At 59.6% G+C, this 17332-nt stretch carries 14 protein-coding genes; 7 read left to right on the plus strand and 7 right to left on the minus strand.

The features are described 5' to 3' along the window. The first annotated feature begins 222 nt into the window (after window positions 1-222). The 3 genes from HDF16_RS11730 to HDF16_RS11740 all read left to right on the plus strand — a co-directional run bounded on the left by HDF16_RS11730 (window position 223) and on the right by HDF16_RS11740 (window position 3958). Complete coding sequence (locus HDF16_RS11730; RefSeq protein ID WP_184216784.1) at window positions 223-1869, plus strand: FAD-dependent oxidoreductase; 1647 nt, start codon at window positions 223-225, stop codon at window positions 1867-1869. 99 nt (window positions 1870-1968) lie between these two features. Further along, on the plus strand, window positions 1969-3444 hold the full coding sequence (locus HDF16_RS11735) for an ATP-binding protein (protein WP_184216785.1): 1476 nt from the start codon (window positions 1969-1971) through the stop codon (window positions 3442-3444). 139 nt (window positions 3445-3583) lie between these two features. Then, window positions 3584-3958 (plus strand): hypothetical protein, encoded by a 375-nt coding sequence (locus HDF16_RS11740; RefSeq protein WP_184216787.1) that lies wholly within the window; start codon window positions 3584-3586, stop codon window positions 3956-3958. 3 nt (window positions 3959-3961) lie between these two features. Here HDF16_RS11740 and cyaY read toward each other — a convergent pair whose 3' ends face one another. Next, window positions 3962-4294, minus strand: a complete 333-nt coding sequence (gene cyaY / locus HDF16_RS11745; protein WP_184216789.1) for an iron donor protein CyaY — start codon at window positions 4292-4294, stop codon at window positions 3962-3964. Window positions 4295-4411: 117 nt separating this feature from the next. Here cyaY and HDF16_RS11750 point away from each other — a divergent pair, with 117 nt between their 5' ends. Together HDF16_RS11750 and HDF16_RS11755 are read left to right on the plus strand one after the other, a co-directional pair. Then, on the plus strand, window positions 4412-5284 hold the full coding sequence (locus tag HDF16_RS11750; RefSeq protein ID WP_184216791.1) for a DUF4097 family beta strand repeat-containing protein: 873 nt from the start codon (window positions 4412-4414) through the stop codon (window positions 5282-5284). A 121-nt stretch (window positions 5285-5405) separates the two neighbouring features. Further along, a complete protein-coding gene (locus tag HDF16_RS11755; protein ID WP_221312689.1) occupies window positions 5406-7484 on the plus strand; it encodes a site-specific recombinase in 2079 nt (692 codons plus the stop codon). Between the two features lie 71 nt (window positions 7485-7555). Here HDF16_RS11755 and opgC read toward each other — a convergent pair whose 3' ends face one another. After that, window positions 7556-8746, minus strand: coding sequence for an OpgC domain-containing protein (gene opgC / locus HDF16_RS11760; protein WP_184216795.1), 1191 nt, complete (start codon window positions 8744-8746; stop codon window positions 7556-7558). Between the two features lie 80 nt (window positions 8747-8826). Between opgC and HDF16_RS11765 the strand changes: the two genes are divergently transcribed. Continuing rightward, complete coding sequence (locus tag HDF16_RS11765; protein ID WP_184216797.1) at window positions 8827-9615, plus strand: glycosyltransferase family 2 protein; 789 nt, start codon at window positions 8827-8829, stop codon at window positions 9613-9615. Here the strand turns inward: HDF16_RS11765 and HDF16_RS30645 are convergent. The 5 genes from HDF16_RS30645 to HDF16_RS11785 all read right to left on the minus strand — a co-directional run bounded on the left by HDF16_RS30645 (window position 9551) and on the right by HDF16_RS11785 (window position 16187). Continuing rightward, window positions 9551-9937 (minus strand): hypothetical protein, encoded by a 387-nt coding sequence (locus HDF16_RS30645; protein WP_246409028.1) that lies wholly within the window; start codon window positions 9935-9937, stop codon window positions 9551-9553. The two genes, HDF16_RS11765 and HDF16_RS30645, sit on opposite strands and share 65 nt — an antisense overlap. Window positions 9938-10009: 72 nt before the next feature. Further along, complete coding sequence (locus HDF16_RS11770) at window positions 10010-10894, minus strand: glycosyltransferase family 39 protein (protein ID WP_246409029.1); 885 nt, start codon at window positions 10892-10894, stop codon at window positions 10010-10012. 93 nt (window positions 10895-10987) lie between these two features. Further along, window positions 10988-11713 carry a hypothetical protein gene (locus HDF16_RS11775; protein ID WP_184216799.1) on the minus strand — a complete coding sequence of 242 codons (726 nt, stop codon included), beginning with the start codon at window positions 11711-11713 and terminating at the stop codon, window positions 10988-10990. Further along, the gene (locus HDF16_RS11780; protein WP_184216801.1) at window positions 11710-15066 is read right to left on the minus strand and encodes an FG-GAP repeat domain-containing protein; all 3357 of its coding nucleotides are present in this window, start codon (window positions 15064-15066) and stop codon (window positions 11710-11712) included. The genes HDF16_RS11775 and HDF16_RS11780 overlap by 4 nt, the downstream gene beginning before the upstream one ends. Next, complete coding sequence (locus tag HDF16_RS11785) at window positions 15063-16187, minus strand: hypothetical protein (RefSeq protein WP_184216803.1); 1125 nt, start codon at window positions 16185-16187, stop codon at window positions 15063-15065. Before HDF16_RS11785 ends, HDF16_RS11780 begins: the two co-directional genes overlap by 4 nt. Window positions 16188-16549: 362 nt before the next feature. Between HDF16_RS11785 and HDF16_RS11790 the strand changes: the two genes are divergently transcribed. After that, on the plus strand, window positions 16550-17260 hold the full coding sequence (locus tag HDF16_RS11790; RefSeq protein ID WP_221312691.1) for a DUF4384 domain-containing protein: 711 nt from the start codon (window positions 16550-16552) through the stop codon (window positions 17258-17260). Window positions 17261-17332 lie beyond the last annotated feature (72 nt).

Below are 17332 nucleotides of genomic sequence, written 5' to 3' on the forward strand. Positions count from 1 at the left end.
CAAACACCTCATCGGCGTAAGCGGCAGACGGGGATTCAATGTATTCAATTCGTACAAGGTCGTTCAGCAAGTACGGTAACGTAAGTAACGGTACGTGACAAGGTAAATTAATGAACCCTGAGAGGTATTTAGGGTATCGAATGTGGTATTGGCGCGGCTGGCCAGCGGTGGCAAGCAGATAGCTGATACTGGTATTGGACCGGAGATAGAGAAAGCTTTTTCATGCCCAAACCAATTCTGTTTGCGATTGATGATGATGTGAGTGTGCTTGAGGCGGTTGTCCAGGACCTCAGGCGGCAGTACGGCCAGTTTTACCGGATCATCCGGGCGGCTTCGGGACAGGCGGCGCTTGATACCTGCACGCAACTGAAGGAGCGCAACGAGGTGGTTGCGTTGTTCCTTTCGGATCAGCGGATGCCGGGGATGACAGGTGTCGACCTCCTGCAGCAGGTGATCCCGATCTATCCCGATGCCAAGCGCGTGCTGCTGACGGCGTATGCGGATACAGAGGCCGCTATCCGTGCGATCAATGCGGCGAAGATCCACTATTACTTGAATAAACCGTGGGATCCGCCTGAAGAAAAGCTTTACCCGGTGCTGTCGGACCTGCTGGAATCCTGGAAGCAGGGATATAAGGCTCCATTTGAAGGCATTCGTGTGATTGGGCCGCGGTGGTCGCCTACCGACCATGCGGTGCGGGACTTTCTTTCCCGGAACAGAATTCCGTACATGTGGCTGAATCCACAGCAGAATCCCGAGGCGCTTGGTCTGCTGCGCGAAAAGGGTATCGACGACGCGAAGCTGCCAGTGATCCTGTTTGGGGACGGCACGGCGTTGGTGCAGCCGAGTACGACCGAGATCGCCTCGAAGGTTGGTCTGAGGACGCAGGCACAGCAGGAGTTTTACGACGTGGTCGTCGTGGGTGCCGGGCCGGCGGGGCTGGCTGCGGGGGTTTACGGAGCGTCCGAAGGACTGCGGACGTTGGTCGTCGAACCGGTCGCGCCGGGCGGACAGGCGGGTTCAAGTTCCAGAATTGAAAATTATCTGGGCTTTCCAGAGGGCCTGAGCGGCGAGGAGCTGGGCAAGCGGGCTTATCTTCAGGCCAATCGGCTGGGTGCGGAGTTCCTTACTCAGCGGGTCACCTGTATCCGGAATGAGGGGCAGTATCACATCGTGATGATGGAGGACGGCCGGGAGGTCACGTGCCACGTCTGCCTGATCTCTACGGGAGTTTCGTACTGCATGCTGGATATTCCGGGGGCAGATCGCTTCACGGGCGCGGGCGTCTACTATGGCGCAGCGCAGACCGAGGCACACGCCTGCAAGGATGAGATTGTGTACGTCATCGGCGGGGCGAACTCGGCGGGGCAGGCGGCGATGCACTTCTCCCGCTATGCGGCGACGGTACACCTGCTGGTGCGCGGCGACTCGCTGGAGAAAGGGATGTCGCGGTACCTGGTGGATCAGATTGAGTCGACCGAGAACATCATCGTTGAGACGAACACGGAGATTGTGGCTATGGGCGGCGGTGAACATCTGGAGTGCGTGACGCTGTTGACGCCCAAGGGTGAAGAGACGCGGCAGGCTTCGTCGGTCTTCATCTTTATAGGAGCGGCTCCGAAGACGGACTGGCTGCCCCGGGCGATCGCCGTCGACAACAAGGGATTTATTCTTGCGGGCCCCGATCTCAAGATTGCGGGGACACAATTTCCGCTGAAGGACCGCGATCCGTATCTGCTCGAGACGAGCGTTCCGGGAGTCTTTGTGGCGGGCGATGTGCGCCATGGGTCAGTAAAGCGATGCGCTTCCGCTGTGGGCGAGGGGTCGATTGCGATCCAGTTCGTGCATCAATATCTGGCAACGCTGTAGGGCAGGATCGTTTGTGGGATTGAGAGACGTTATGTGCGGGAGGAATATGCAAGGGTCGGTAGGGCAGTTGAATCAGGAGTCGACGCAAGGATGAACGAGATGTCCAGCTCGGAGGTCGGTAAGGTGGGGATCGAGCAACTCGATGTGTCCCCGGTTGGCGAGATGACGCCGAAATTGCTCAGTCTTCTACGCGGAGTCTCGATCTTCGAGTCGTTGAAGGACGAAGAGTTTGAGTGCATGACGGACGTCCAGCAGGTCCACATGGCTCCCGGCGATGTGATGATCCAGCAGGGCGAGTCGGTCAAACACTTTGTGATCCTGCTTGAGGGAAGGATCAGCATCTTCCACAAGACAGGCAAGCAGGAAGAGGTCGAGGTCGCTTCCTACAGTGCAGGTACTGCCTTTGGCGAGCTTCCGTTGCTGGCCAATCTTCCCGTGTCGGGAACTGTGCGTGCGATGCAGCCAAGCTATCTGCTGCTGCTGGATGAAGAGTCGTTCTGGGAGTTGATGACGAGCTGCCCACAGGTTCGCAAGGCAATTTTGCGGAACATGGCGCAGCGATTCACGAAGCATCAGACCATGACGCTGCAGCACGAGAAGATGGCGTCGCTGGGCACGATGGCAGCGGGGCTGATGCATGAGTTGAACAATCCGGGCACAGCGGCGAGACGGGCGGCCTCGCAGTTACGGCAGAACTTGCAGCGAATGCATGAGCTGAGCACGCGGTTGAGCCGGACGGAGTTGAGCGTAGAGCAAAAGGACTGCCTCTTTGATCTGCAAGGTCATGCGATGCAGGCGGAAAAGCCGATTCGGATGAACTCTCTCGAGCAAAGCGATGCCGAAGAGGAATTGGCGACGTGGATGGAAGAGGCGCACATTGAAAATGCGTGGAAGCTGGCTCCCACGTTAGTGTCGGTCGGAATCTCCGCGCCTGATTTGATGTGTGCGCGGCAGGAGTTTCAACCAGAGCTATTTTCCGACTGCCTGAGTTGGCTGGAAGCGCTGGTCTCGAGCATGCAGCTGGTAGGCATGATCGAGGAGAGCATCGGCCGTGTGACGGAGCTGGTCCATGCTGTGAAGTCGTATGCCTACGAGGGCAAGGGATCGAAGCAGTCGATCAATGTCAACGACAGCATCCATGCCACATTGGTGATTCTTGGGCACAAGATGCGCGAGAAGGAGATCGCTGTCGAGAAGAACTTCGACAACACACTTCCTCTGCTGCAGACGGAGCTATCCGGTTTGAACCAGGTGTGGACGAACATCCTGGATAATGCGATCGACGCGTTACAGCAGCACGGCAGGATTGAGCTGAAGACGTGGACCGAGGAGAGGTTTGGGGTTCCGTACATTCTCATCAGCATCGCCGATGACGGGGTGGGAATTCCTCTCGATATTCAGCCGCATATCTTCGATCTTTTTTATACGACGAAGGAAGTGGGTGTGGGCACGGGGCTGGGACTGGGCATCGTGAACAAGATCGTGGACCAGTATGGCGGGACGATCCGGTTTTCTTCGCAGCCGGGGCGGACGGAGTTTGTTGTGAGTCTGCCGAGCGTGAGGGTGAAGATCTAGGTCCTGCTTCACTCGATGAGATAAGAAAATCTGGGTTCTACCGCAACTTCTTTTTCTGCAACCTTTCTATTCGGAACGCGTTTTTACCGGAAGAAAGGCCGCTCCTGCAAAGGCTGGGTGTGGCAGAGGGATTATCCAGATGAAGTTTTCTAACGCGGGACGTTATTCAAAGGCACTCTTTTTGACGGTCGGTGCGGCATTGATGCTGGCGGTAACAGGCTGCTCATCGCACCACGGATACTATTACGCGGCAGCGCCTCCGCCCCCGCCGCCTATGGGATACGCACAGCGGCCCCCGCTGGTCGAGATCGCGCAGCGGAACGGACATATTGCGGGCAGAGACGATGGGGCTCGCGATGCTTATCGCGGTGGCGCTTATCAGCCGCAGCATGATCGGAACTTCCGCGCGACGCCAGGGTACGATCCTGCGCTGGGGCCTTTCGATGTGTACCGGCATAGCTACAGGGACAGCTATCTGCGTGGGTACGACGAGGGATTTCGCGGAGTTCGCTAACGGCTAGAGGGTGATGCTGTCGTCGGAGAGATGTTCGCGGAGGAGGCGCTGGGTGAGTTGGGTCAGCGCCTCGCCGGTCTTTGGAAGGACGAAGGCCGATGTTGTCTCGGACCAGTCGAGCTTGAAGCTGGTGGATTGGGCGGAGATCCAAATCTGACGCACGGGTGTGTTCGGGGTGAAGACGAACTTGCCGGTGCCGTCCTCGAAGAGGATGTTGAGGACGCCGTTGTTGTCCTCGGCTTCGAAGCCGCCTTCTTCCTCTGCGGCGATCAGGGACTGCTTGAGGGCTTCGAGGGCGGTATCGGAGGCACGGCGGAAGGTCGCTTCGTCGATCATGAGATCTAGTTTACGCGGAGGGTGTGGCCCTGTCCGGAGACAGAGGTTTGGTAGAGCATAGAGATGGCCGGAACTTTGGCGGATGGGCTGCGTATTGAGGTGAAAGGAGCTCAACCTATGAAGATCACCGGTGTCGTGTTTGCTATGTCCGCTGTGCTTGCCGTGAGTGTCGCCGCCCAGGCTCAGGATGGAGTGGCGTGGGAGAAGAGTTATCCCGTATCCAGTCAGGCGAAGCTGGTGTTCGAGACCGGGGACAGCGGATTGACGGTGCGATCCTGCGGGAGTTGTACGCAGGTACACGTGAAGGTGGTGTTGAAGAACAGGAGTCTTTCGGACTTCCTGTTGCAGGAGGGACAAAGCGGGAATGCGGTGAACTTTTCGTTCAAAGAGAAGCCGCATCTGCACGTGAGCTGGCATGGGTCGGAACGAAAGTCCGAGGTAGTGGTGGAGACTCCGTCCGAGGTGTCGTTGGACGCTCGAACTGAGGATGGCGGGCTGGTCGTGAGCGGACTGCATGGAGAGATGAATCTCCGGACGAGCGATGGCGGGCAGATGCTGGACCATCTGACGGGGGCGCTGAAGTTGCAGGCGAGCGATGGGCAGATTCGGATCAGGGACAGCTCGGGAACGCTGGAGGCTCGGTCCTCTGACGGAGGAATTGATATTGCCGGTTCCTACACGGCGATCCAGTTGCATAGCAGCGATGGTGGGATCAAGGCGGACCTGTCGCAAGGTGGAAACCTGAGCACCGAGTCTCGTGTGGAGAGCAGCGATGGCGGCGTGACCATGGTGCTTCCGAAGAACTTTGCGGCGGAGTTTGATATCCAGACGCGCGATGGCGGCCTGATGAGCACGCTGCCGCTGATGGTGGACGGGTATAACTCGAAGCATAGTTCCGGACATAACATCCACGGCAAGATGAATGGCGGCGGCGCTTTACTGACGATTCATACGAGTGATGGCGGGGTGCGGCTCAGCACTGCCAGCTAGTAAGCAACTTATTTGACGAGGTCGCGGAATTCTTACTTGAAAGTGCATACAGGGGCGGGGAGTTTTCCTCGCCCCTGTGCGTCTTGAGTCGGCGGAAAGCGTCTATTCTCTTTGAATGGCGATGCTTCGCACATTTCGAAAGATGCTGCGGAGCCGACGGTTCAAGGCTCGGCCGACGTTTGTCCTGGCGCATGACGAGCTTTACCGGTTGACGCAAGGTTTCTGCGAGGCGGACACTACTGCGGTGGCGATAAGGAGAGCGTCGACGCTCTTCGGGTTCATCTGGGGGACTGGCAGCGATCGGGCGTTCGTGGTGCGTCTGCTGCGCTGGATCCGAATGATGGAGCAGGACCGCGAGCTGAGCGCGGCATTCAGCAGAAGCTGGAACGCGATGCTGCTGGAACTGGACTCGGTGACACTGTTCGCTGAGGCAGGGCTGCCAGGGCACCATGCGCTGGTGAGGGAACTGGTTGGGCGAGTCTTTCAGAGGCTGCTCCCGTCGGCGCGTGAGGAGTCGGATACGGGACGCATCTTCGCGGATGTGTTCTCGACGCCGGAGGCAGTAGAGCGATTTGTCGGACAGCAAGGATTCGTCTTCGAGCGGCTGGTGCGGGTGTTGGCTCTATCGCCAGCGGCGGTGGTGCACCTGGAGGAAGATTTGCGGCAGGCGATGTGCCTGCTGGCGACGCGGGTCGCCGGACGCGGAGCTACCGCTGCGATACGGCAGCGAGGCAGCACGCGGCATGTGGAGGAGTCGCCGTTCTACCTGCTGATCTTTGCTACGGAGCGAATGATGCGCGCCGAGGGCACGCTCGAACGGCGGGAAGAGTTTGGGATGTTGCAGGGGGCGATCGCGGCCTGCATCGGAGAGCTGGACCAGATTCATCTGCATATGGAAGATGCGGGCGTGAGTTCCGCGCTGGTGTACGACCTGCGCAGCATTGAGGGCAGCCTCGTGCGGATGGATATGCTGGCGGCGGTGTATACCGGCGCAAGCGCTAGGGTCCACTCGCCGCTGCGGGAGTTGATGAACACGCTGGTGCGCGGACGGCTGGACGATATGCGGCTGAGGCTGCTGATTGGCCAGAACGTGAATATGCTGGCGCGCAAGACGGTGGAGCGGACGGGGCAGGGCGGCGAGCACTACATTGCGCACTCCGACGGAGCGTACTGGCGGATGTGGCGCGCGGCTGCCGGTGGCGGGTTGCTGACGGTGTTTACCGCAGCGGTGAAGATGCGGCTGATCGAGAGCCATTTTCCTCTGGCGATAGAAGGGTTCTTTATTGGGACCGACTACGCGGTGAGCTTCATCTTGCTGCAGATCTTCGGGCTCGCGCTGGCGACCAAGCAGCCGTCTATGACTGCGGCTACACTGGCGGGGATCATTCGCGAGAACCGGGGCGTGGCGCGGTTCAGCAAGATCTCGGAGTTTGCCGCGGATATCTCCAGGACGCAACTGGCGGCGGCGTTTTCGAATGTGATCGCAGTGTGTGTCGGTGCTGTTGCCTTTGAACGCCTGTGGGACTGGATGTTCAAAGCGCATTACCTGGCGGAGGAGAGCGCTCATCACGTCACGACTACGCTACATCCGTTCACTTCGGGGACAGCGATCTTCGCAGCGTTTACGGGCGTGTTGTTGTGGATGGCTGCGGTGATCGGGGGATGGTTCGAGAACTTCGCCGTCTATCACCGGGTGCCGGAAGCTGTCGCGCAGCACCCGCTGGGACAGAGGTTTGGGACGCGGAAGATGAAGCTTGCGGCGGATTGGCTGGAGCGGAACCTGGCCAGTTGGAGCACGAGTATTGTGCTGGGTTACCTGCTGGGATTTTCGCCCGTGGTGGCCAGGTTCTTCGGGATTCCGCTGGATGTTCGACACGTCACGTTGAGTACGGGGACGCTGGCGCTAGCGGCGGCTCGGTTTGGGACAAGTTCTTTCGGGCATGGGTGGCTTTGGTATGCGATTGCGGGGATCGGGATCACCTTTGTGCTGAACCTTGGCGTGAGCTTCTCGATTGCGTCACTGGTGGCTTTGCGTGCGTATGAAGTTCCGCGTGAGGAGCAGTGGCAGATTGTGAAGTTCCTGGCGCGGGAGGTGCTGGATGCGCCGCTGTCCTTCGTGTTCCCGGTGCGGGAAGAGGTGCTTTCGATCGCGCCTGTGGTGGATGAAGAGGTCGAGGAGACGGTTCCGGCGGAACATTGATGCGGGCTTCGGGGATAAGTGTCAGCGTGGAACGAAACGCAGATCCTCTTCGGGGATGACAAACAAAGTGCTCAAGAAGAGGGTGTTTGTTCCGAGACCAGCGACTTCGCTGCGATGGCTTCCTCGCGCTTGATGCGGACCTCGCGGATGGCGATGAGGATGAGGCCAGCGAAGGTGAGGATGAGCGTCGCTGCAGCGTAGAGGCCCCGGAGCTGGGTGATCTCGCCGTAGAGGAGTGCCAGCGCGATGAAGACGAAGACGATGTGAGCGCAGAAGACTTCAAGCGAGGCCTTGCCAAGGGTGAGGAAGGGCTCGACGAGGACGATGCGCTTGACCGGCTTGCGGAACCAGTAGATGAGGATCGAGAAGCCGATGAGGTTCAACATGCGGGGGGCGGCGAGCTGCCACTTGTCGAGTTGTGGGCTGAGGGCCTGCTCGGTGAGGTGCGGGCCTAGCCAGCCGTGCCGGACGCCCAGGAAGAAGAGGCAGATGGCGGCAGCGATTGGGTAGGCATAGCTGGGAAGATGGCGGAAGGGCAAGCCACCTTTGGGGGGAGGATCGGCGGAGCGGGCACCGATCCACATGCCGAGCAGCCATATGAGCTGCCAGGAAAAGAGGTTGAAGGCTCCGGTTTGCTGGAGCGGGATTTGCAGGTGAGTGACGCGCACGACGAGGTCATGGACCCAGTGGCGAAGACCGAACTGTGCGAGGAACCAGACGAAGGTGCTGAGGGCAAGGAGAGGCTTCCAACCTCGGCGGGCCGCGAAGGCGAGAACATAGGGAGAGAGCAGAAGGAAGATGACGTACATCGGGAGGATGTCTAGCAGGGGCGGGCAGTAGATCAGGAGCAGTGAACCAACGATTGCAGTGACCGGATGGGCGAGATAGAAGTCGAGCAGATTGCTGAGCGCTGCGCGATGCGTCGTGACGGCGAAGGCCGCTGCGATGGTGAAGGCGAGCGCAAGAAGAATGACGTGATATCCGTAGATTTTGAGAGCGCGTTTCCAGAGCTTCGCGCGGAGAGCGGCTTCGTCTTCGGCGGCTTTGCGTATGTAGAGTCGAGCGACTAGCAGCGCGGAGAGGAAGACGAAGCCCTCTGCGGAGGAGACGAAGCCGAAGGGCTGGTTGACGAAGTCGCTGAAGTGGGTGGGGAGATGGGTGAGCGTCATCCAGACGAGAAAGAGGCCGCGCAGGGCATCGATCTCGGGCTTGCGCTCGAGTTTGGGGAGGGTGGCGAGTGCTTTGAGGATGGGTCGCGGCATTCAGACCATAGGATGCCATGGTGAGGTTCGGCAGGGCTGGGTGATACTTGTTACGACAGGATTACGGGAGTTGAGTGTTGATGGATCCGAAGTTCGAGACGGTGCGGATCTCCGTGGCGTTGATCGTGAAGAACGAAGAGGCAAACCTCGCGCGAACGCTGGAGAGCATACGGTGGGCGGATGAGATGGTGGTGGTCGATTCGGGATCGACGGATGGATCGGTCGAGATTGCGCGGGCGATGGGAGCGCGGGTGATCGAGCAGGAGTGGCTGGGGTTCGCTGCGCAGAAGAACTTTGCTATCTCGCAATGCGGCGGGGAGTGGGTGTTGTCGCTCGACGCGGACGAAGCGGTGGATGAGGAGCTTCGCGGGGAGATTGCGCGGGTTGTTTCGGGGCCGGATGGATGCCAGGCGCTTTATGTAAACCGGAAGAACTATTTTCTGGGGCGGTGGATACGTCATGCGGGATTTTATCCTGACGCGAAGCTACGGCTGTTTCGTAAGGGAGTGGTGTGGTTTGAGGAGCGGGCGGTTCACGAGAGCATGAAGTTCGACGGGCCGACGGAGAAGCTCAAGGGGAATCTGCTGCACTATGCCTATCCGACGCTTGAGAGCTACTTCGAGCACATGAACCGGTATAGCTCGTTGGGCGCTAGCGAGGCTGCGAAGAATGGGCGTAGGGCGGGGTTGATCGCCGATGTGGTGCTTCGGCCGGCGCTTACGTTTGTTTATAACTACGGGATCCGGCTCGGTTTTCTGGATGGGCGAGAGGGGCTTCTGCTGAACCTGTTCCACGCGTTCTATGTCAGCTCGAAGTATGCGAAGCTTTGGGCACTCGGGGCTGGGCGGACTGGAAGAGAAAGACCGTGAAGATGGTGATCAGGGGCTCGAGCGGGTGGCGGAAGCGCGCCTGGACTGTGACGGCGTAGTAGATGACCGGCTGGATGAGGAAGATGGCGGCGAAGAGCCATGACCCGGCGATGCGGCGCTGGAGCGAGAGCAGAAGGCCCAGGATTCCGGTGACGCTGAGGAAGCCGAAGTTGATCTCGCGGGTGTATTCGACTAACTGAGACTTCTCGAATGGGTGGGGAACGCTGGCCCAGAAGAAGTAGATGCGCTGGATGGTCCAGCGGACGATGCGTTCGGGGTGCCGGCGCATGTTTACCTTGGCGGCGGCGGTCTGCTCTTTCATGTAAGCGACTTCGCCGAGAGTTTTGTAGCGGATGAATTCGGGGTGGGTCTCGGCGAGTGGGACGGTGGTGCCTCAGGGGAAGCCGCCGTTTTCTTCGAGAGTGGATTGGTAGAGTTCCGCGCCCAGGTTGCCGCGGGTGGGGATGAAGGCGTGGAAGACTTGAAAGTTGCGATAGACCCACGGAGCGAGGCAGAGGGAGAAGATGATTCCCGCGAAGACGGCTTTTGAGGCTGCCTGGACGGAGGAGTTGAAACTGGAGCGCGAGCCCCAAAGCATCCATATGCCACAGGCCGGGAGGACAATCAGCAGCGAGGGGTTGGTGAGGGCGATGAGCCCCCAGAGGAAGCCAAAGAACCCCCATCGGAATGCGGTTTGTGGGTTAGATTGACCGGCAGGTTCGCCGATGGAGCGAACGCGGAGAGCGATGACTAGTGTCCAGGAGAAAAGGAAGGTGGTGAGGGACATGTCCCAGACCCAGTGGACGGCGTACTGCATGGCAGCGGGATAGAGCGCCCAGAGCCAGGCCGACCAGAGAGCGATTCTGCGGCCGAGGCCGGCGGCGTCGTAGCAGCGGAAGGCGATCTCGTAGACCGCGAGGGCGGTGGCAGCGGAGAAGACGCTATCGATGGCGAAGACCATCCAGGCGGAGAGCGGGGTGTAGACGCCGAAGAGCTTGAAGATGGCGGCGATAAGAAGAGGGAAGAGCGGAGGGATCCAGGTGGTAGGGCCGGTGTGGCCGAGGAAAGGGTCGGCGTAGCCATAGCCAGTGACGAGAGCGCGGGCGATGCGGCCTGCCTCCCATCCGAACTGGAAGTGATCCAGAAGAAGGCGGATGCGATAGGTGTGCGCGATCGTGATGTAGAGGAGGCGGACGGCGAGGCCGACCCAAAAGATGCGGAGCGGAGCATGGGAGCCGGTTCCGGGGTGGGTGAAGAAGGGCTTCAGGCGGGAGAACATTCTGTATCGATTGTAGTTCGCTGGCTGATTACCTAAGCGCGAAGAGCCTCCCCAGGGTTGAGGAGGCTCTTCGCGTTGGGCGGTCGGGTTGAACTAGGGCCCGACAGAACCGTTGCCCGGGGTGATGGTAGTAGCACCACTTCCGCGTGTCAGAGTCACGCCGAGCACAGTTCCGACGACCACGACGCCACCACCGATGGCCCAGTACTTCTTGGGGATCTTGGCGAGACGTCCTGGGGTCTTGGTGCCAATCGAACCAGAATTTGGGTTGGGCTGCTCCGGGGAGACGGAGGAAGAAGAGCTTCCACCGGGAGCTGTCCCGGCGATGTTGCTCTGGTGAATGATGGCCGTCGCGACCAGGGCGCCGAGCGTGGCTGACACGGTGATGGTGTACTTGCCGGGGGTCTTGTTCGGCAGCAATCCATGAGCGACTCCGCGCCCGTCGGGACCGGTGGTGACTGAGAGCGTATTGCTAATTCCAGAGAAGGAGCCGCTTGCGCCCTGAGGGCCACCGTTAATAGTGAAGAGAAGTAGCGCGCCGGCAACGGGTTTGTGGTTCTCGTCCTCTACCTGGACGATCGGCTCGCGGGCTGTGCGTTCCCTGATGCTGTTGAGTGCATCTTCGCCATCGAGGATGGTGATGTGCAGCGACATGGGCGTTGCCGCGACGGACTGGCCCACTGCCGAGGCCTGGGCGACGAGCGCAGGTGCTGGACCGATGGCGAGGATAAGGGCTAAGGCGAGGAACTGGCGAACGGAACCGGCGAGCCGAGAGAGAGAGAGTCTGTTCATCATTTTTGAGGTCACTTTGGAAGTCATTGAGAGTTCACTTCTGGTGAGGCGCCCTGAGTATTGGTCAGGACGACTGACACCTGACCGACGACATTCGCGTCGGAGCTGAGATTGAAAACCTGGGTATAGGTGCAAGTGGAACCATATTGAAGAGAAGCTTCAGAGGTGTACCAGGATGCGTAGAGCCCTTGTGCATCGATGGCAACGTCCTCAGTTGTGATCTTTCCTCCAGCGACCGGGGTGAAGTGGAACTTCGCTCCGGCGATCTCGCGAGTATTGGAGAATCCTCTTACTGTGACGGTGAGCGTGTTTCCGTTACCAGTGAAGTTGACTGAGGTGATACCGGGTGCGGCTAGGCCGGCCTGAATCGTAAGAGGCTTGAGCGAAGCGGGGGTTATGTCGACTCCGCCAGCCATGAGCGTCGTAGAGACTTCGAGCGTCCCGGCGACAGTTCCAGCTTGAATTTGAATGGGGTCGATTGAGGTTGTTCCGGCAGTTATGTTGTCTACAAAGATGCGTCCGCCTTCGGCGAACTGGACAGAGGGGTCGTCTGGAAGCCCGGTCGCCGGGGTGAAGGCGACAGTAAAGGTCGCGGTAACGTCAACAGGGTAGGCGCTGCTTAGTTTGAAGTTGAGGGTTATCTGCGATCCCGGCGCGATGGAGGTGGGACCGCTGAAGTCGACCGCAGCGGCGGGTGCGATCACGCTGATGCCAAGCGAAGGTGTGGTGAGAGCTAGAGACGGATCGAAGACGGCGACTTCTATGTTGTGGACTTTGAGGAAGTCCTTGGCTGGGATAACGGCGGACAGTGCCGTGCCGCTGACGTAAGTTGTTGCGACTGAGGAGCCATCCATCAGGACCACCGCCGAGGATAGGAAGCCCGAGCCCGTGAGCGTAATCGTTTTGGCGGAGTCGCCGAGAACGGCTGAGGAGCTGGAGAGGCTGCTCAGCGAGAAGGCTACGACATCGATCGTTACGTTGGCTGTGACAGTCGCATAGTCGATCGAATTCGTCGGGGTGAACGTGACGGTCAGGGTATGGGTGCCGGGGGACAAGATCGTCCCGGCTGCCGGCTTGTAGATCGGCGTGCCGGAGATAGGTGTGCCATCACTGGCCGTAAAGGCGGCGTTCAGTTGGGTTGGCGAGAGAGCTGTTCCGGCGACGATTGGAGGAGGCGTGGCCCAGGTGATGACGGGAGTGAGCTTGAAGATGGTGAGGTCGGTGGTGACGCTGCCGCACTCGATGTTGAAGGTTCCCGGAGTACGAGCCTGGATGACGTGAAGGCCGGCCGGGAAGGTTGCGGCAGGAAGTGTGGCAGTCGCGGTTCCGGAGGTGATGTAGTCGCGGAACTGGTAGGAGATGGTTCCTGTGGACGATGGGTCGGAGGCGGTAATAGCCAGAAGGTCGGCGAAGGTATCGACGTTCTCGTCCGAGGCAGAGAGGAGGGTTGTGCCGGAGACCGAAGTTGTGGAGATGCTTGGGTAGTCAACGGTGAGGGCACCCTTGCCATCTCCGTTTAGGAGGTGGCTGGTTGCGCCATCGTCGACAACGAGATCGAGCAGGTTATCGCCGTTGAAGTCACCGCTCACCGCCTGTTTCAACGCTGGAACATTGGTGACGATGGGCGTGCCTGAGAAGGCGATACTGGTCGTGCTCTGATTCGGAACTACGGAGATGGCCGCAGTTGAGGGCGACACCAGGAGGATTGCGGGAAGCTGGCCATAGGCGAGCGGATCCGCGAGAAAGGTGGAGCTGGAGGTGCCATCGGTGGCAATGCTGGCTGTGTGCGAGAAGCTGCCGTGACCGTCGTTCTGGAAGACCTCGACTGACTTCGAGATCTGGGTGCCATCCGCGCTTGCGCCGTTCAGGATGGCGATGTCGGGATAATTGTCGTTGTTGAAATCCGCTGCGAGGATCTTGTAGCCGCCGAAGCTGGAGCTGGGAGCCGTATTCAGACCCGAAGAGATTGGGCCTGAAGCGAATCCGCCGAGGCCATCTCCCACAAGCATCTGAAAGCCTGTTGTGCTCGACAGTGCGCCGACAAGCAGGATGTCCTGCTTGCTGTCGTGATCGAAGTCGCCTGCAACGATTCGGGAGCCGTAGGCAGAGGACAATGCCAGAGTGGGAGTCAGGAAGCTGCCACTCCCGTCATTGAGAAGCACATAGAGCGAGTTGGGCTGAGCGGTTGCGTCAGATCTCTGCCCGAGAATGGCGATATCGGGAAATCCGTCGTGATTGAAGTCCGCGACTGCCGCCGACTGTACGAGGAGAGGAACTCCATCGACCTGAAGCGCAAGCGGGCGATCGGCCGCAAAGCTGCCGCTTGGGGTTGTTCCGAGCAGAAAATGAAGAGTGGACGAGGACGATTCAACGAGGAGAACATCGGGGATGCCGTCCTGGTTGAAGTCGGCGATGACATGCGACGTCACTGCGTTGCGGGACTGGAAGGCGGTGATCGGAGCCGCGACGAAGACTCCGGTCTTGTCGAGAATGAGTGGAGCTCCACCAAGCTCCGTGCTTGCGTAATGAAAATCAACGATACCGCCGGGGGCACCGGCGACCGATGGGGTAGCTGACCCAAAGGTAGCGCTAACCGTTACCGGCTGCGAGGGCAACGCTGAAGTTGGGTTGGCGATGACGACGCCGGGCGTTATTGGGATGGAGGTGAGGCCGAGCTTCTTCGTTTCGCTGCAATAGCTGTAGACAGCGGTGTTGCAGACCTGGACACTCACCGAACTTGCATTGAGCGGAAGCGACGTGGGGATGGTACTGACAAGCGTGGTGGACGAGACGAAGCTGACATTACCGGGAATAGAGCTGGTGGAGTTGAAAAGCACCGAACTGGCGGATGAGCCGCCGAGGAAGTTCATGCCGGTAAGGGCAAGGTTGGAGGGCAGCAGGCTGGTGAGCTTGGGATTCAGGTGCGGCGTCGACGAAAGACTGAGTGAGGTCAGTGTCGGGTAGCGAAGCGCGATCGTCGCGGCGTTGCCTTGCGCCTGGACAGAGCCGGTGCAGGCGGGAACGGAGGGATCGACGGTATACAGCAGCGCTGAAAAACCTCCGGAGGAAAATGACGCCGGGGGAACGCTCTGTATGGAGGTTGGGTCGATCTTCAACGAGATGGAGGCGGAGTTGCTCACGTAAAGGAGAGAGTCTGGAACGATTGGCGCTGTGCTGCCGAAGCCGGTGTAGAAGCAGACGTTGAAGTTTGTTCCCTGGGGGAGATCTTCAACGGTGGCGCGAAGCGTGGTGCCGTTGGATCCGGCGGGGAGCGAGGTCAGATTGGGAACGATCGCATAACTTGATATCTGTGCGGAGCAGACACTCGTGGCATAGGTCGCAACGAGCGCCAGCAAAAGCCAGCACAGCAGTCGTCTCATGGGGCTATGTTTGCGGCGATCAGAGAACTCTTTGCGGCCTGTGGCAGAGCGGGAATAAAGAGCGTGCGTGGCGAGGCAGAGGAGGCGTCGACGATCCAATTTGCACCTGACTTTACGTTCGTGACGCGGAAAGCGCCATCGTCGGTGAGGACTGCGGCTTCGGTCGGCTTGCAGGCGCAGGCCACCGAGACGCTTGTCAAAGTGTTGAGGTCTATCCGGACAAGCGTCTGGGTTGCGCTGTTCGCGGGGTTATTGGCGGAGCTATTGACTACAAGGGCCCAACGACCGCTGCCCGAGACGCCAAGGCTCGAGGGCGACTTGAGGAGAGAGGATGTCTGGATCACTGATGTAGCGGGGGCCGAAGTTGCGGAGCGCATCAGCGTGAGCGTGTTGGCGGTTCCATCGGCGAAGAGCAGGTCGTCATGGCCGGGAAGGAAGCTGAGACCACCGGACGAACCGAGGCTGGCTGCCGGTACGGCACGACCGGAGGCGGCCATAACGGAGAGGGCGACCGAGGTTCCCTGGTTGTACTCCGCCGCAACAGCTCCTGAGTCGCTGACGACTGAGTCAGTGATGGGGCCGGCGAACTTGACGGTCTGAACCTGAGGAGAAGAGAGCAGGCCCGTGACCAGCGACGCTGACGTGGCACCGGGAGTGTAGAGGAGCGCCGAAGTAGCCGAAGGCGAGAGTCGCATCGCCGCCCCGGCCGGCAGCTTGACCGCGAGCGCGGTTGGAGAGCCGGAAGGAAGGCTCATGAGATCGAAGGAACCGTCGGAGTCCTGCAGAACGGCGATGTTTGCAGCAGCAGCGGACACAGCACCCACGTACGTTCCGGCGGGGACGAGACTCTGGCCGATTTGCGAGGCTCCCGCCACGCCCAGAATGGGACGCAGGGTACGGTCGGAGTCGAGCCAGATATAGCCGAGCTGCGGACCCTGTGCGGAGGCAGTGGGCACCGCGGAACTCTGTGAGCTCACGGCCTGGAGAGTCCCGCTGCCGCAGCCGAGCGTAGCTGCGAGCACTCCTGCGAGCGAAATAGCTGCGACAGCCGCGGTGCGGAGTGTGTGAAGGGAACGGGCCTGTGAAGTCATAGCTGAGCGATGCGGGGCCTGGAATTGCATAGTCCTCCTTGGGGGAACTAGCTGGTGTCGACTGAAAACCTTAGGGGATATACCGCTGCAAGATACCTTGTCTGAATGGCAAGAGCAAGTAATAAAGAGTGGCTCGTTGCGCGGTATCGTTACAAAGGTCAATTACCCGTTTGGGTGAAGTACGAAAGCCAAGGCAAACCGGATGGAACAGTTGCGCGTAGTTACGAGTAGAATGCGTGGCAGCCGAAGAGTTCCGGGAGGTGACCGGGAGCAGGTGGTTGCCAACGGTTCTGGCGTCGATGTTTCGGTTTTCATTGAGGGGCCGTGCCGGCCGGATGGAATCGAGAAAAGATTGGGCCCTGGTATTGGAACGTGATCTGAGGGAGTGAACCGTGGTCCATATTGTTTTGCTTTCAATTCTTTCGGCGTCATTTGTAGCCGCTACTGCTTCGGCTACCCCACCTCCTGCTATGACTCAGGCTGCCGCTACACCGGCGCCGACCAACTCCGCGATGGTGGTGGATATTACGCTGGAACGGAAGAAGGACGGCAAGGTAGAGGCCATGGCTGCCGGCCATGTCTTCGCAACCGGAGATATCATCCGGTTGAAGTTGGTGAGCAACTACGACGGCTTTCTATATGTGATGGATCAGGGAAGTTCGGGCAAGTTTACGACAGTGTTTCCCGCGATGCAGACGGGCAGCGACAACCGCGTACAGCGGTCGAAGCAGTATCTTGTGCCGGCTGTCGAGGACGGCTGGTTCGAGGTGAGCGGGCCTGCCGGATTTGACGTGTTGTACTTCCTGTTGAGCCCGACAGCTTTGACTCCGCCGGTCCTTTCGAGCTTTGCCGCGCCTGGGCCAGTGAGCTCGTTGAGGCCAAGATGCAATGATGCGATCTTCCGCGCGCGCGGCGATTGCACAGACGATAGCGCGGGACCAGCAGCAGTTGCTCCGGGACAGGCGTTGCCTGCTCCTTTGGCTCCGCTAGCGGGTAGCGCGTCGCGGGATATTACATTTACGAGCAAGAGCAACGGTACTGTTGGAGTAACGGGCGAGAGCGCCGCGCCGATGTTGTATACATTCCGTTTGGCGCATCTGTAAGGAACTTTGTCCGCTATGGATTGACCGTTGTCCATTGTTGTCCGTTGTCACTCTGTCGATTTGGTTTGAGGG

It is taken from the genome of Granulicella aggregans (genome assembly GCF_014203275.1).
GTDB lineage: Bacteria > Acidobacteriota > Terriglobia > Terriglobales > Acidobacteriaceae > Edaphobacter.